12 protein-coding genes are annotated in these 14,166 nt (G+C 66.8%); 1 reads left to right on the top strand and 11 read right to left on the bottom strand.

Features of this window, described 5'->3' with window-relative positions; all coding sequences use genetic code 11:
• Window positions 1–4: 4 nt before the first annotated feature.
• The 9 genes from C3E99_RS01080 to mdh all read right to left on the bottom strand — a co-directional run bounded on the left by C3E99_RS01080 (window position 5) and on the right by mdh (window position 11,083).
• The gene (locus C3E99_RS01080; protein ID WP_076073851.1) at window positions 5–907 is read right to left on the bottom strand and encodes an alpha/beta fold hydrolase; all 903 of its coding nucleotides are present in this window, start codon (window positions 905–907) and stop codon (window positions 5–7) included.
• 56 nt (window positions 908–963) lie between these two features.
• Window positions 964–1,605: a trimeric intracellular cation channel family protein gene (locus tag C3E99_RS01075; protein WP_067107185.1), complete on the bottom strand. Its 642-nt coding sequence runs from the start codon at window positions 1,603–1,605 to the stop codon at window positions 964–966.
• A gap of 13 nt (window positions 1,606–1,618) precedes the next feature.
• Window positions 1,619–2,983, bottom strand: a complete 1,365-nt coding sequence (locus C3E99_RS01070; protein WP_234002552.1) for an amidohydrolase — start codon at window positions 2,981–2,983, stop codon at window positions 1,619–1,621.
• 42 nt (window positions 2,984–3,025) lie between these two features.
• Entirely contained in the window at window positions 3,026–4,423 is a 1,398-nt protein-coding gene (gene lpdA, locus C3E99_RS01065) for a dihydrolipoyl dehydrogenase (RefSeq protein ID WP_067107182.1), read from the bottom strand.
• Window positions 4,424–4,534: 111 nt separating this feature from the next.
• The gene (gene odhB / locus C3E99_RS01060; RefSeq protein ID WP_076077511.1) at window positions 4,535–5,764 is read right to left on the bottom strand and encodes a 2-oxoglutarate dehydrogenase complex dihydrolipoyllysine-residue succinyltransferase; all 1,230 of its coding nucleotides are present in this window, start codon (window positions 5,762–5,764) and stop codon (window positions 4,535–4,537) included.
• Window positions 5,765–5,845: 81 nt separating this feature from the next.
• Window positions 5,846–8,665: a 2-oxoglutarate dehydrogenase E1 component gene (locus tag C3E99_RS01055; protein WP_076073848.1), complete on the bottom strand. Its 2,820-nt coding sequence runs from the start codon at window positions 8,663–8,665 to the stop codon at window positions 5,846–5,848.
• Window positions 8,666–8,716: 51 nt separating this feature from the next.
• A complete protein-coding gene (locus C3E99_RS01050) occupies window positions 8,717–9,007 on the bottom strand; it encodes a GIY-YIG nuclease family protein (protein ID WP_067181071.1) in 291 nt (96 codons plus the stop codon).
• Between the two features lie 105 nt (window positions 9,008–9,112).
• Window positions 9,113–10,003, bottom strand: coding sequence for a succinate--CoA ligase subunit alpha (gene sucD, locus C3E99_RS01045; RefSeq protein ID WP_076073845.1), 891 nt, complete (start codon window positions 10,001–10,003; stop codon window positions 9,113–9,115).
• 117 nt (window positions 10,004–10,120) lie between these two features.
• Window positions 10,121–11,083, bottom strand: coding sequence for a malate dehydrogenase (gene mdh, locus C3E99_RS01040; protein WP_067107167.1), 963 nt, complete (start codon window positions 11,081–11,083; stop codon window positions 10,121–10,123).
• A gap of 402 nt (window positions 11,084–11,485) precedes the next feature.
• On the opposite strand from mdh, the gene C3E99_RS01035 reads away from it, so the two are divergent.
• Entirely contained in the window at window positions 11,486–12,529 is a 1,044-nt protein-coding gene (locus tag C3E99_RS01035) for a polysaccharide deacetylase family protein (RefSeq protein WP_067107164.1), read from the top strand.
• Here C3E99_RS01035 and zapE read toward each other — a convergent pair.
• Window positions 12,479–13,621: a cell division protein ZapE gene (gene zapE, locus C3E99_RS01030; protein ID WP_104959306.1), complete on the bottom strand. Its 1,143-nt coding sequence runs from the start codon at window positions 13,619–13,621 to the stop codon at window positions 12,479–12,481. The two genes, C3E99_RS01035 and zapE, sit on opposite strands and share 51 nt — an antisense overlap.
• Before the next feature lie 34 nt (window positions 13,622–13,655).
• Window positions 13,656–14,147 (bottom strand): PaaI family thioesterase, encoded by a 492-nt coding sequence (locus C3E99_RS01025; protein WP_082737069.1) that lies wholly within the window; start codon window positions 14,145–14,147, stop codon window positions 13,656–13,658.
• Window positions 14,148–14,166: the final 19 nt, after the last annotated feature.

The following is a 14,166-nucleotide window of genomic DNA, read 5'->3' as shown; positions in this document are numbered from 1 at the left end:
CCGATCAGGCCGCCACGGCCGCGCCTTTGGCATGCTCCGCGATCGCATCGGCGAGCGTGTCGACCAGCGCCAGCGGCAGGTCGTGTCCCATGCCGGGGATCGTCATCAGCCGCGCCCCCGCGATATGCGCCGCCGTATCCCGCCCGCCCGCGATCGGGACCAGCGGGTCGGCCTCGCCATGGATGACGAGGGTCGGCGCCCGCACCGCCTTCAGCATCGGTCGCCGGTCGCCGTCGGCGACGATCGCCGCCATCTGGCGCGCGACGCCCTGCGGATACCAGCCGCGCTCGAAATCGCCGCGCACCCGGCGCTGCAAACGCTCCTCCTCCGCCGGATAGCCGGGGCTGCCGATGACCCGCGCGGCGCGCACCGAATAGGCGATCATGTCTTCCGGATCGCCGCTCATCGGCCGGTTCGCCAGCACCTGCATCGCTTCCTTCTTCGCGCGCGGCAGGCGGCGGTTGCCGGTCGTCGACATGATCGAGGTCAGCGACAGGGTGCGGCCCGGATGGCTGGCGGCGATATGCTGCGCGATCATCCCGCCCATCGACGCGCCGACGACATGCGCCCGGTCGATCTCCAGACGGTCGAGCAGCGCGACGCCGTCGTCGGCCATGTCGGCGAGCCGGTAGGCACTGCGCACCGGCAAGCCCAGCGCAGCCTTGACGAACATCCATTTGAGGTTGGGCACCCCCGCCGCATCGAAGCGGGTGGACAGACCGACATCGCGATTGTCGTAGCGGATAGTGCGGAACCCGCGCGCGACCAGCGCATCGACGAACTCGTCGGGCCACAGCGTCAGCTGCCCGCCCAATCCCATGACGAGCAGGATCGCGGGCGCATCGCGCGGCCCCTTGTCCTCGAAGGCGATGCTGATGCCGTTGGCGGTCGTCCGGTCGGTCGTCATGCATGTCCCCTGCCAAAGGATGCCAACCTTGCCGCGCCGCGCGCCCCGGTCAAGCGTCAGCTTGCCCCGTCGCCGCCGGCACGGCCATAGGTTGGCAGGCCCAGCGACCAGCGGATCGCCACGCCGCGCAGGATGAAACCCGCGGTCGCGCCCGTCACCGCCGCCACCGCCGTCCCCGCGCCGAGCCAGAGCAGCGCCAGGAACAGGCCCGATGCCAGCGCCCCCGCGGTCACATAGATTTCGGGGCGCATGATGATCGACGGCACGCCCGCCAGCACGTCGCGGATCGTGCCGCCGACGCAGCCGGTGATGACGCCCATCATCAGTGCCGGCACCGGCGGCACGCCCCACGCCATCGCCTTGGCGGTGCCGAAGACGCTGTAGGCGGCGAGCCCGACCGCATCGGCCCATTCGAGCAACTGCCCGCGCCGCCACCATCGTTCGGGGGTAAGCCAGACGGTCAGCGCGATCGCAATGCACACCGCGGCGATCGCGCCGTCCTGGACCCAGAACACCGGCGCGCCGATCAGCAGGTCGCGCACGCTGCCGCCGCCGACGCCCGTGACCAGCGCGAAGAAGCAGGCCGTGACCAACGTCTGCCGCAACCGCACCGCCATCAGCGCGCCCGACAGCGCGAACACGCCGATCCCGACGAGGTCGAGCAGGCGGACGAGCAGCGCGTTGTCGATGGCGTCCATCGGCGCGGGCCGGTCAGCGCTCCGCCGGCCGGACGCCGCCGACGATCGACAGCACGATCGCCGTCACCGCGTTGCGGATCGCGGGCTCGGCCTGCGGGGCGAAGAAAGGCGAGTGGTTGGTCGGCGCCGGTTCACCCTTCGCCTTGAGCGCGGCGAGAACGGCGGGATCGTAGCCGCCGATCGCGAAGAAGATCGACGGAACGCCGGCATCGACGAATTCGGAGAAATCCTCGCTGCCCGACATCGGCTGCGCGCTCGCCGGTGCGAAGGCGAGGCGATCGCCGAACACGGGTTTCAGCATCGCGGCCGCCGCGGCCGCCATGCCCTCGTCGTTCATCAGCACGCCGGTGCCCCCCAGATAGCTGATGGTTGGCGCGGGTGCGTTGCCCATCTGCGCCGCCGCCTTTGCCGCGCGCGCGGTGCCGCTGCGCAGCAGTTCGCGCACATCGGGTGCTTGCGAGCGGAGGTTGACCTTCACCTCGGCGCTGTCGGGGATGATGTTGGGCGCGCTACCGGCCTGGATCGCGCCGATCGTCAGCACGCCGAACGCCGCCGGGTCCTTTTCGCGGCTGATTACCGTCTGCACGTCGGTGACGAAGCGCGCTGCGATCGGAATCGGGTCGATCGTCGCCGCAGGCATCGAACCATGACCACCACGCCCGTGGAAAACGACCGAATAGCTGTCGGATGCCGAAGAAGACGGCCCCGCCTTGATCGCCACCACGCCCGAAGGCAGGTTGCTGACATGCGCGGCAAAGCCGAAATCGGGCTTGGGAAAGCGCCTGAACAACCCGTCGTCGAGCATCGCCCGGGCACCCTGCAGCGGCTCTTCGGCCGGCTGACCGATCAGCACCACCGTCCCCGACCAGCTGTCGCGCATCGCGGCGAGCGCCTGCGCGACGCCGACCAGGTAAGCCACATGCGTATCGTGACCGCAGGCGTGCATCACCGGCACGTCCTTGCCCTCATAGGTCGCGCGCGCCTTGCTCGCCCACGGCAGGCCGGTCTTTTCCTCGAGCGGCAGCGCGTCCATGTCGGCGCGGACGAGGATCGTCGGCCCCACACCATTGCGGAGCACGGCGACGACGCCGGTGCCGCCAACCTTCTCGGTCACGGTGAAACCCGCCGCGCGCAGACGCGCCGCGAGGATGCCGGCGGTGCGTACCTCCTGCATCCCCAGTTCGGGGTGCGCGTGCAGATCCTTGTAAAGCGCTTCGAGCGCCGGATAATCGCGGTCGAGCAACGCGTCGAGGCGCTGGCTGACGACCGAAAGATCAGGCGCGGCAGCCACCGGAACGGCGTCATCGGCCGCCTGTACGGCGAGCGGCCACGCCGCCGCCATCGATGCCGCCATCCATAATCCCAGTCGTGCCGCCATCGTCACTCTCCCCCGTTCGTGCCCCGACCGCCGACGGCGGCGTCAGATATGGATCGGCTTGCCCGTCACCGCCATCGCGGCTTCCTTCACCGCCTCGCTGTGCGTCGGATGCGCGTGGCAGGTGTAGGCGATGTCCTCGCTCGTCGCACCGAATTCCATCGCCTGCGCGGCCTGCGCGATCATCGTGCCCGCGACGCTGGCGATACACCAGACGCCCAGCACGCGGTCGCTCTTCGCGTCGGCGATCACCTTGACGAAGCCGTCGGGCTCGTGGTTCGTCTTGGCGCGGCTGTTCGCGAGCATCGGGAATTTGCCGACCTTGACCTCTCCCCGCTCCTTCGCGGCTTCCTCGGTCAGGCCGACCCCGGCGATCTCGGGCATGGTATAGACGACCGACGGGATGACGTCGTGGTTCACGATGCCGGTCAGTCCCGCGATATTCTCCGCGCAGGCGATGCCTTCATCTTCGGCCTTGTGCGCGAGCATCGGCCCCGGCACCACGTCGCCGATCGCCCAGATACCGTCGACCGCGGTGCGAAAATCATGATCGACCTCGATCTGGCCACGCTTGTTGACCGAGAGTCCAGCCTTGTCGAGCGCGAGCCCGTCGGTGTTCGGGCGGCGCCCGATCGACACCAGCACGACGTCGGCTTCCAGCGTCTCCGCATCGCCGCCCGCAGCGGGTTCGAGCGTCAGCACCGCCTTCTTGCCCTTCACCTCGGCCTTCGTGACCTTGGTCTTGAGCTTGAACTCGATGCCCTGCTTCTTGAAAATCTTGTTCGCTTCCTTGCGGACATCGCCGTCCATGCCAGGCAGGATCTGATCGAGGAACTCGACGCATGTCACCTTGGCGCCAACGCGGCGCCACACGCTGCCGAGTTCGAGCCCGATCACGCCGCCGCCGATCACCACCATGTGGCCGGGCACCTTCGCGAGTTCGAGCGCGCCGGTCGAATCGACGATCACGCCCTTGGCGTTATCGACCTCGACACCGGGAAGCGGTGTCACCGACGAACCGGTCGCCACGATGATGTTCTTTGCGCGCACCGCCTTGCCCGCGACCTCGACCGTGTCGGCCGCGGTGAATTTCGCATAACCCTTCAGCCAGTCGACCTTGTTCTTCTTGAACAGGAACTCGATGCCGCCGGTCAGGCCCTTGACCGCGTCCTTGCGCTGGCCGTGCATGGTATCGAGGTCGAGTTCGGGCTTCACCTTGATGCCCATCTTCGCCATCGCGCCGCCGGCGGCGGCTTCGAAATATTCGGACGCGTGGAGCATCGCCTTCGACGGGATGCAGCCGACGTTGAGGCAGGTGCCGCCGAGTGTTTCGCGTCCTTCGGCGCACGCGGTCTTCAGGCCCAGCTGCGCCGCGCGGATCGCGGCGACATAGCCGCCGGGCCCGGCACCGATGACAAGGACGTCGTAGTCAAAGTCCGACATTTCAATCTCCGTTCGCCCTGAGCTTGTCGAAGGGCCGTACTTTTCTCAATCCGTCGCTCTCAAGAGAAGAACGGGGCTTCGACAAGCTCAGCCCGAACGGATGTGGGATATTTAAAGATCGATCAGCAGCCGCGTCGGGTCCTCGATCGCTTCCTTGATCGTCTTGAGGAAGGTCACCGCCTCGCGGCCGTCGACCAGCCGGTGATCGTAGCTGAGCGCGAGATACATCATCGGGCGGATGACGATCTCGCCGTTCCGCACGACCGGGCGGTCCTCGATACGGTGAAGCCCGAGCACCGCCGACTGCGGCGGGTTGATGATCGGGGTCGACATCAGGCCGCCGAACACGCCGCCGTTCGAGATGGTGAAGGTACCGCCGGTCATGTCGGCCATCGTCAGCGTACCGTCCTTGGCGCGCTTGCCGAGGTCGGCGATCGCCTTTTCGATCTCGGCGAAGCTCAGGCTCTCGGCATTGCGCACGACCGGCACGACCAGCCCGTTGGGCGCGCTGACCGCAACCGAGACGTCCAGATAGTCGTGATAGACGATCTCGTCGCCCTCGATCCGGCCGTTGACCGCCGGAATATCGTGCGCCGCGAGCGCGACCGCCTTGGTGAAGAAGCTCATGAAGCCAAGGCGCACGCCATGCTTCTTCTCGAAACTGTCGCGATAGCGCTCGCGGGTCGCCATCACCGCCGACATGTCGCAGTCGTTGAAGGTCGTCAGCATCGCCGCGGTTTCCTGCGCCGACTTCAGGCGCTTCGCGATCGTCTGGCGCATCCGCGTCATCTTGACGCGCTCCTCGCGGCGCCCCGGGGCTCCGCCGGCAGCCGGCGCGGATGCAGCAGGCGCGGCGGGAGCGGGAGCAGCCTCGGGCGCAGCATTGGCGGCGGCGAGCACATCCTCCTTGGTCAGGCGGCCGTCCTTGCCGGTCCCCTTGATCTTCGTGGGATCGACGCCGTGTTCGAGCACGAGGCGGCGCACCGCGGGCGACATCGTCGTCACCGTGTCGACCGCATTGTCGCTGGCCGTCGCGGCGGGCGCGGGGGTTGCGGCTTCGGCCTTGGCGGCCGGAGCGGGCGCCGCGGCCGGCGCCTTGCCCGAACCCGCCTCGATCGTCGCGATCACCGCGCCGACCGCGACGGTGTCGCCGACGGCGACGACCTGCTGCCCCATCACGCCCGCGACCGGCGACGGCACCTCGACCGCGACCTTGTCGGTTTCGAGACTCGCGATCGGCTCATCGACCGCGACGGCGTCGCCCGGCTGCTTCAGCCATTCGCCGACCGTGGCTTCGGTCACGCTTTCACCCAGGGTGGGGACTTTGACTTCGGTGCTCATCGCTTCTTCCTTGGGGACCATGGACAGGGACCGCCCCTGTTCATCGGGATTGTCGTTGCATCGGGTTGGGCGCGCCAGCCTCTATTTCTTCTTCGTCCGGCGAATCTCGGCGCGAACCGACAGGCCGAGCGCATCGGCGACGAGCGCCCCCTGCTCGGTCTGGTGGCGGCTCATCAGGCCCGTCGCCGGCGAGGCTGCGGCGGCGCGGCCGGCATAGCGGGCGCGCTTGCCCTTGTGCCCGGCTTCGTCCAGCGCTTCCTCGATCAGCGGCTCGACGAAGAACCACGCGCCGTTGTTGCGCGGCTCTTCCTGCGCCCAGACGACCTCTTCGAGATTCGTCATCCGCTTCAGCCGCGCCGCGAGCGCTTCGCCCGGGAAGGGATAGAGCTGCTCGATACGGATGATCGTCGTGTCGGTCAGGCCCGCGGCATCGCGCGCCTCCATCAGATCATAGCCGACCTTGCCAGAGCAGAAGACGGCGCGCCGGATCGCGCCGTCCTCGGGCGGGTTGCGATCGGACATGATGCGCCGGAAATGCGCATCGCCGATGAAGTCGCTACGCTGCGAAACCGCCAGCTTGTGGCGGAGCAGCGACTTGGGCGTCATGATGATCAGCGGCTTGCGGAACGACCGCAGCATCTGGCGGCGCAGGACGTGGAAATAGTTCGACGGGGTCGAAATATTGCACACCTGGATATTGTCGCCCGCGCACAGTTGCAGGAAGCGTTCGAGGCGCGCCGAGCTATGCTCGGGCCCCTGCCCCTCGTAACCGTGCGGCAGCAGCATCACGAGGCCGTTGGCACGCAGCCACTTGGCCTCGCCCGCCGCGATGAACTGGTCGATCATGATCTGCGCGCCGTTGGCGAAGTCGCCGAACTGCGCTTCCCACAGCACGAGGCTCTTCGGATCGGCCATCGCATAGCCATATTCGAAACCGAGCACGCCATATTCCGACAGCGGGCTGTCGAGCACCTCGAAGCGGCCGTGCGGCACGGTCTTCAGCGGAATATATTTATGCTCGTCGGTCTGGTCGACCCAGACGGCATGGCGCTGGCTGAAGGTTCCGCGCCCCGAATCCTGGCCCGACAGGCGCACCTGATAGCCTTCGCTGAGCAGGGTGCCGAAGGCGAGCGATTCGGCGGTCGCCCAATCGAACACGTCGCCATTCTTCTTGTCGGCGAACATCGCGGCGCGCCCGTCGATGACGCGGCGCAGCGTCTTGTGCACCTGCAGGTCGTCGGGAATGGTCGTCATGATGCGGCCGATGCTGTCGAACAGCTTTTCCGAAACGCCGGTCGCGATATTGCGCCGCGCATGTTCGGAATCGCCGGGCATGTGCAGCCCCGACCAGCGACCGGCAAACCAGTCGGCCTTGTTCGGCTTGTAGCTTTTCGCCGCTTCGAACTCTTCCTCGAGCCGCGCGGTGAATTCGCGGCGGTGCGCGTCGGCGTCGCCGGCCGCGATCACCCCTTCTTCCTCCAGCCGCTGCGCATAAAGGTCCGACACCGCCGGATGCTTGCGAATGCGGGCATACATCAGCGGCTGGGTGAACGACGGCTCGTCGCCCTCGTTATGGCCGAAGCGGCGATAGCACCACATGTCGATGACGATGTCGCGCTTGAACTGCTGGCGGAAGTCGATCGCTAGCTTGCAGGCGAAGGTCACCGCCTCCGGATCGTCGCCGTTGACGTGCAGGATCGGCGCCTGGACGCCCTTCGCGACGTCCGACGGATAGGGCGACGAGCGCGCGAACTGCGGGCTGGTCGTGAAACCGATCTGGTTGTTGACGATGAAGTGGATGCAGCCGCCCGTGTTGTAGCCGCGAATGCCCGAGAAGCCGAGGCATTCCCAGACGATCCCCTGCCCCGCGAAGGCCGCGTCGCCGTGGATCAGCACCGGCAGGACCTGTTCATGCTCGATCAGGTCGTCGCGCACCACCTGCTGCGCGCGCACCTTGCCGAGCACCACCGGATCGACCGCTTCGAGGTGCGACGGGTTGGGCACCAGCGACATGTGCACCGAGATGCCGTCGAACTCGCGGTCGGTCGAGGTGCCGAGGTGATATTTGACGTCGCCCGAACCGCCGACGGCCTCGGGATTCGCGCTGCCGCCCTGGAATTCGTGGAAGATGACGCGATAAGGCTTCGCCATCACGTTCGCGAGCATGTTGAGCCGGCCGCGATGCGCCATGCCATAGACGATCTCGCGCACGCCGTACTGGCCGCCATATTTGATGATCGCTTCCATCGCGGGGATCATCGCCTCGCCGCCGTCGAGGCCGAAGCGCTTGGTGCCGACATATTTGCGGGCGAGGAATTTCTCCCACTCCTCGGCGTCGATCACCTTGTTGAGGATCGCCTGCTTGCCCTCGGGGGTGAACTCGACATGCTTGTCGGCGCCTTCCATCCGGTCCTGCAGGAAGCGCCGTTCCTCGACGTCGGCGATGTGCATATATTCGAGGCCGACATTCCCGCAATAATTGGCCTGCAGGATCGCCACGATCTCGCGCACCGTCGCCTTTTCGAGCCCCAGCGTTCCGCCGAGGAATACCGGCCGGTCCTGATCGGTGCCGACGAAGCCATGATATTCGGGGGTGAGGTCGGCGGGCAGTTCATGCTTCGACAGGCCGAGCGGGTCGAGCGACGCCGCCAGATGGCCGCGCACGCGATAGGTGCGGATCAGCATCATCGCGCGGATCGCCTCGTCGGCCGCACGCTCGACCTCGGCGTTCGAGAGCGGCGCGCCGGCCTTCGCCGCGGCGGCCTTCACCGCGACCTGCATCTGCTGCGGATCGAGCGCGGCGGTCAGGTCGTCGCTGTCGACCAGGGGCCAGTTTCTGGGCGCCCAGCTCGGTCCGGGCTGCGGTTCGTCGATGTCGAAGCTTTGTCGTTCGAGGTTCATTTTCCCAACCTATTCGTGCCCCTGCGAAGGCAGGGATCGATCTCCAGAGGCCTAATTCAACGTTTCGGATAAATCATTCCACTCGGGATTATGCTCCTCGATGCGATTGATCTTCCACGCCCGGTTCCATTTCTTCATCCGCACTTCAAGCTGCCGGGCGTCGTGGATGCTTTCAAAGCAATCGAACCACACCAGCAGTTTGCAACCATAACGCTTCGTAAAACCTTCGATCATGCCTTCGCGATGTTGCCAAACCCTTTTCGGCAAATCGCTGGTCACACCGATATAGATCGTCCCGTTTTTCCGGCTCGCCATGATATAGACATAGCCGGGCGGGACCATCCTAAATCGTCCCGACGTGTTCCCCCGCGAAGGCGGGGGTCCAGGAGACGCAGCAATGGGTCCCCGCCTTCGCGGGGACACACGAAAAAGGGGAGCAATTGGGGGTCACACCCGCTCTTTCAGCACCTCCGCCAGCGTCGTGCCCAGCTCCGACGGCGAGGCCGACACGGTGATGCCCGCGGCTTCCATCGCAGCAATCTTGCTTTCGGCATCGCCCTTGCCGCCCGACACGATCGCGCCGGCATGGCCCATGCGGCGCCCCGGAGGCGCGGTGCGGCCCGCGATGAAGCCGACCATCGGCTTCTTGCGGCCGCGCTTCGCCTCATCGATCAGGAACTGCGCCGCCTGCTCCTCGGCATCGCCGCCGATCTCGCCGATCATGATGATCGACTTGGTGGCGTCGTCGGCAAGGAAGAGTTCGAGCACGTCGATGAAGTTGGTGCCGTTGACCGGGTCGCCGCCGATGCCGACCGCGGTCGTCTGGCCCAGCCCGACGTTCGTGGTCTGGAATACCGCCTCATAGGTCAGCGTGCCCGAGCGCGACACGACGCCGACGCTGCCCTTCTTGAAGATCGACCCCGGCATGATGCCGATCTTGCATTCGTCGGGGGTCAGCACGCCGGGGCAGTTGGGGCCGATCAGCCGCGACCTGGAGCCCGACAGCGCGCGCTTCACCTTGACCATGTCGAGCACCGGAATACCCTCGGTGATCGCGACGATCAGCTCAACCTCGGCATCGATCGCCTCGAGGATCGAATCGGCGGCGAACGGCGGCGGCACATAGATGACCGACGCGGTCGCGCCGGTGGCCTGCTTCGCCTCGGCGACGGTGTCGAACATCGGCAGGCCGATATGCGTCGTGCCGCCCTTGCCCGGCGTCACGCCGCCGACCATCTGCGTGCCGTAGGCGAGCGCCTGTTCGGTGTGGAAAGTGCCGGTCGCGCCGGTCATTCCCTGGGTGATGACCTTGGTATTCTTGTCGATCAGGATGCTCATAGATTTTCGTTCCGTTTTCCGTGCGCCCCGGGTGGGACCACCTCCAGATACCAGTTCACCCGCACCCTCGTTCCGAGGGGGCGGGCGACGGGCCCCGCCTGCGCGGGGCGTCGGGACTCAGGCCAGGCTCGGCTCCAGGCCCTTGCACGCGACCAGCAGCTCCTGGACCGCGTGGACCGATTTGTCGAAGTTCGCCTTCGCGCCTTCGTTCAGCGCGATCTCGACGACGCGCTCGACGCCATTCGCCCCGATCACCACCGGCACGCCGACATAGAGGTCGTCGACGCCGTACTGGCCGGTCAGATGCGCGGCGCAGGGCAGCAGGCGCTTCTTGTCCTTGAGATAGCTTTCGGCCATCGCGATCGCGCTCGTCGCGGGGGCGTAATAGGCCGAGCCGTTGCCGAGGAGCTGGACGATCTCGCCGCCGCCCGAACGGGTGCGCGCGACGATCGCGTCGATCCGCTCCTGCGTCGACCAGCCCATCTTGATCAGGTCGGGAACCGGGATGCCGGCGACGGTCGAATATTCGATCACCGGAACCATCGTGTCGCCGTGGCCGCCGAGCACGAATGCCGTGACGTCCTCCACCGAGACGTTGAATTCCTCGGCGAGGAAGTGGCGGAAGCGGGCCGAATCGAGCACGCCGGCCATGCCGACGACCTTGTTGTGCGGCAGCCCCGAAAATTCGCGCAGCGCCCACACCATCGCGTCGAGCGGATTGGTGATGCAGATGACGAAGGCGTCGGGGGCGTTGGCCTTGATGCCCTCGCCGACCGCCTTCATGACCTTGAGGTTGATGCCGAGCAGGTCGTCGCGGCTCATCCCCGGCTTGCGCGGTACGCCTGCGGTGACGATGACGACGTCGGCGCCGGCGATGTCGGCATAATCGCTCGTGCCCTTGAGCCCCGCATCATAGCCCTCGACCGGTCCCGCCTGTGCGAGGTCGAGCGCCTTGCCCTTGGGCATGCCTTCGGCAATGTCGAAGAGGACGATGTCGCCCATTTCCTTCATGGCGGCGAGGTGGGCGAGCGTGCCCCCGATCATCCCGGCTCCGACCAAAGCGATCTTCTTGCGTCCCATGGCGCGCGGCACTCCCTTCTGGCAAGCCCGGCAATGCGGTTCACGGACCGGCGGGGCACGGGCCATTGCCGCATGCCGATCCAAAGACTCGCGCCGCCCCTACGCTGATTCCCCAGGCGAAACAACCGCGAAAAGCACGAATAACCGGGTTTTTCTGCAAACAGTTCGCAATATCATTATGGGGAATGAGGCGGTTTGGACATCCGCGATGGCGCGGCCGGAAAGTGTCGCTTCCGGGGCACGTTCGTCGGGAAAAGCGGCGCCCTCCCGGATCGCGCGAAACCGATGGAGCGGGCGAAGGGGAAAGCCGGCAGAGGCACGCCGACGATCCCGCATTTCCAGCGGAAATCCCGGACCGGCGATTAACCCTCCTTTACCCCCTGTACGCTAGGGTCCCCGCCGATGACGCGGGCAATCATCAGTTTCGACACCGAACTTTCCGCCGGACTCCACCAGCGGGGGGTCGACGCGCGCGCCAATTTCGAAAGCTCGATCCTCGGTCGCTGCCGCGAAGGCGACTTCGGCATCCTGTTCCAGATGGACATGCTCGAACGCCACGGCCTGAAGGGCGTCTTCTTCGTCGACCCGATGCCCGCGCTGGTTCATGGCCCGCGGATCGTCGAGGCGATCGTCGAGCCGATTCTTCGGCGCGGTCACGAGGTGCAGTTGCACATCCATACCGAATGGCTGCAGTTCGCGCCGTTCAATCCGGCGGGGCGGCTGACGGGACGCAACATCGCCGATTTCCCCCTGCCGGCGCAGAAGAAGCTGATCGCCCTCGCCCGCGACATATTGATGCGCGCCGGGGTGCCGCGGCCGGTTGCCTTCCGCGCCGGCAACTTCGGCGCCAATGACGACACGCTGCGGGCGGTCGCCGCGCTCGGCTTTCGCTACGACAGCAGCTTCAACGGCGCCTATCGGGATCATGGCTGCGCGATCACGCTCGACCCGGCGAACATGGGCATGCGTTTTCACCACGGTGTCTGCGAGGTTCCGGTCAGCGGACTGATGGAAGGCAGCGGCCGCTTTCGCCCCGCTCAGCTCTGCGCGATGTCCGAAGAGGAAATGCGCGACGCGCTCGACCATGCGGCGGAGAGCGGCGCGATCCAGTTCTCGGCTTTCAGCCACAGTTTCGAATTGCTGAGCCGTGACCGCGCGGTGCCTAATTGGCTGGCGGTCGCGCGGATGGAAGCACTGTGCCGGGCGGTCGCCGACGATCCGCGGATCACGAACGGCGGCTTTGCGACGCTGCCGCTGCCGCCACCGCGCCCCGGACGGATCGAGGTCGCCGCGCCACGCCCGTTGCGGACCGCGCGCCGCGTCGTCGAGCAGGCGTTCGGCCATCTGGCGCATGAGGTCCGTTACGTCCGCAACGTCGCCTATGTCGCCATCAACTCATCGCGTTGGGGCAAGATCGTCGGCGGCATCATCCTGGCCATGGCCTAGAGCCAGATAATCGTCCGACTGCATTTCGGCGAGACGGCTTGCCGTGCGTTCGAACTCGAAGGCGCCGTCGCCGGCGACATAGAGCTGGTCGGGCTCGGCCGCGGCGCTCGCCAGCAGCTTGACCTTATATTCGTAGAGCGCGTCGACCAGCGTCACGAAGCGCGCCGCCTCGTTGCGGTTTTCCGGCCCCATGCGCGGAATGCCGACGATGATCGCCGTGTGGAAATGGCGCGCGACAGCCAGATAGTCGGACGCGCCCCGCGCCTCTGCGCACAGCCGCTTGAAGGAGAAGACGGCGACGCCCTTCAGCGCCTTTGGCACGTGCAGCAACCGCCCGCCGCCGACATCGAGGTCGAGCGAGGGGACGTGCGCGCGATCCTCTGGCGGATAGTCGGTGAGGCGGAAGAAGGCGGCCGACAGCGCCTCGGTCGCCGCCGCGTCTGCGGGCACGAACCAGCGCTTGCCGTCGCCCAGCCGATGCCGGCGATAATCGGTCGGGCCGTTCAGACTCATCACGTCGAGTTTCGCCTCGATCAACGCAACGAATGGCAGAAAATGCTCGCGGTTAAGCCCGTTCTTATAGAGATCGGACGGCGGCCGATTCGATGTCGCGACTACGGTCACGCCATGCCCGATCAGCGCCGTGAACAGCCGCGAGAGGATCATCGCGTCGGCGCTGTTGTTCACCACCATCTCGTCGAAGGCGAGACAGCGGACATCCTCGACCAGCGCCGCCGCCACCTGCGGGATGGGGTCGCCGCTCTCGCTCTTGCGCACCTCGCGCATCCGCGCGTGCACCTCCAGCATGAAGGCGTGGAAATGGACCCGCCGCTTTCGCCGGATCGCCAGCCGGTCATAGAAGAGGTCCATCAGCATCGACTTGCCGCGCCCGACCGCGCCCCACAGATAGACGCCGCGCGGCGCCTCCGGCCTGCGGCCGGCGATCCGCCAGAGCAGGCTGCCGCGCGGCGGCGCGGCCTCCAGTTCCTGTTGCAGCCGGGCCAGCCGTTCCGCGGCGGCGCGCTGTTCGGGATCGGGCTTCAGTTCGCCATCGGCGACGAGCCTATCATAGGCAGCGAGCAGGTCGGTCATGCGGAACGGCAGCCCCCGCTCGCGGCCGCGCCCGTCATTTGCGGCTCGCCTTGCGGATCGTCCCGGCAAAGCTGAGCACGATATGCGCATCGTCTTCGCCCTGGACGACGAGCCCACGCAGGAAAACCAGCCGCCCCGTCTCGCGCACCAGTTCGACCAGCGCGTCCATCGGTTCGCCGACCCGGCCGGCGCCGACGAACTGCGTCGACAGGTCGAGCGTCACCGAATGCCCCGCGTCGAGCGCGCCGAACTGATGCGAGGCCGCGAACAGCGCGATGTCGACGAGCGCCAGGCTGACCGCGCCATGGACATTGTCGCCGAGATTGCTGTGCTTGCGCGTCGGGTGCATCCGCACGCGGGCGCGCGGCCGTCCGTCGGGCGTCAGCCCTTCCGTCCGGACCGCAAGCGGTTCGATGAAGGCGTTGAAGCGGCTCGGGTCCTTGATATTCCAGCTTATCCAGCCGTCCGCGAGTTCCTCGGCGGTGAAATTCTCGCGGCGCTTCGGTTCCTCGATGCCGTCGTTCACGTCCGCACTTTCGAGAAAT

Source organism: Sphingopyxis sp. MG (assembly GCF_002953155.1).
GTDB lineage: Bacteria > Pseudomonadota > Alphaproteobacteria > Sphingomonadales > Sphingomonadaceae > Sphingopyxis > Sphingopyxis granuli.
The sequence above is the reverse complement of the archived record's forward strand: the minus strand, read 5'-3'. Positions and strand labels throughout refer to the sequence as shown.

Bases quoted from the DNA above. Each gene is read 5' to 3' on its own strand.
- C3E99_RS01055 (WP_076073848.1), bottom strand. From the start codon at position 8,665: ATGAACCTCGAACGACAAAGCTTCGACATCGACGAACCGCAGCCCGGA.
- C3E99_RS01035 (WP_067107164.1), top strand. From the start codon at position 11,486: ATGACGCGGGCAATCATCAGTTTCGACACCGAACTTTCCGCCGGACTC.
- C3E99_RS01070 (WP_234002552.1), bottom strand. From the start codon at position 2,983: ATGGCGGCACGACTGGGATTATGGATGGCGGCATCGATGGCGGCGGCG.
- sucD (WP_076073845.1), bottom strand. From the start codon at position 10,003: ATGAGCATCCTGATCGACAAGAATACCAAGGTCATCACCCAGGGAATG.
- C3E99_RS01080 (WP_076073851.1), bottom strand. From the start codon at position 907: ATGACGACCGACCGGACGACCGCCAACGGCATCAGCATCGCCTTCGAG.
- C3E99_RS01050 (WP_067181071.1), bottom strand. From the start codon at position 9,007: ATGGTCCCGCCCGGCTATGTCTATATCATGGCGAGCCGGAAAAACGGG.
- mdh (WP_067107167.1), bottom strand. From the start codon at position 11,083: ATGGGACGCAAGAAGATCGCTTTGGTCGGAGCCGGGATGATCGGGGGC.
- zapE (WP_104959306.1), bottom strand. From the start codon at position 13,621: ATGACCGACCTGCTCGCTGCCTATGATAGGCTCGTCGCCGATGGCGAA.
- C3E99_RS01075 (WP_067107185.1), bottom strand. From the start codon at position 1,605: ATGGACGCCATCGACAACGCGCTGCTCGTCCGCCTGCTCGACCTCGTC.
- odhB (WP_076077511.1), bottom strand. From the start codon at position 5,764: ATGAGCACCGAAGTCAAAGTCCCCACCCTGGGTGAAAGCGTGACCGAA.
- lpdA (WP_067107182.1), bottom strand. From the start codon at position 4,423: ATGTCGGACTTTGACTACGACGTCCTTGTCATCGGTGCCGGGCCCGGC.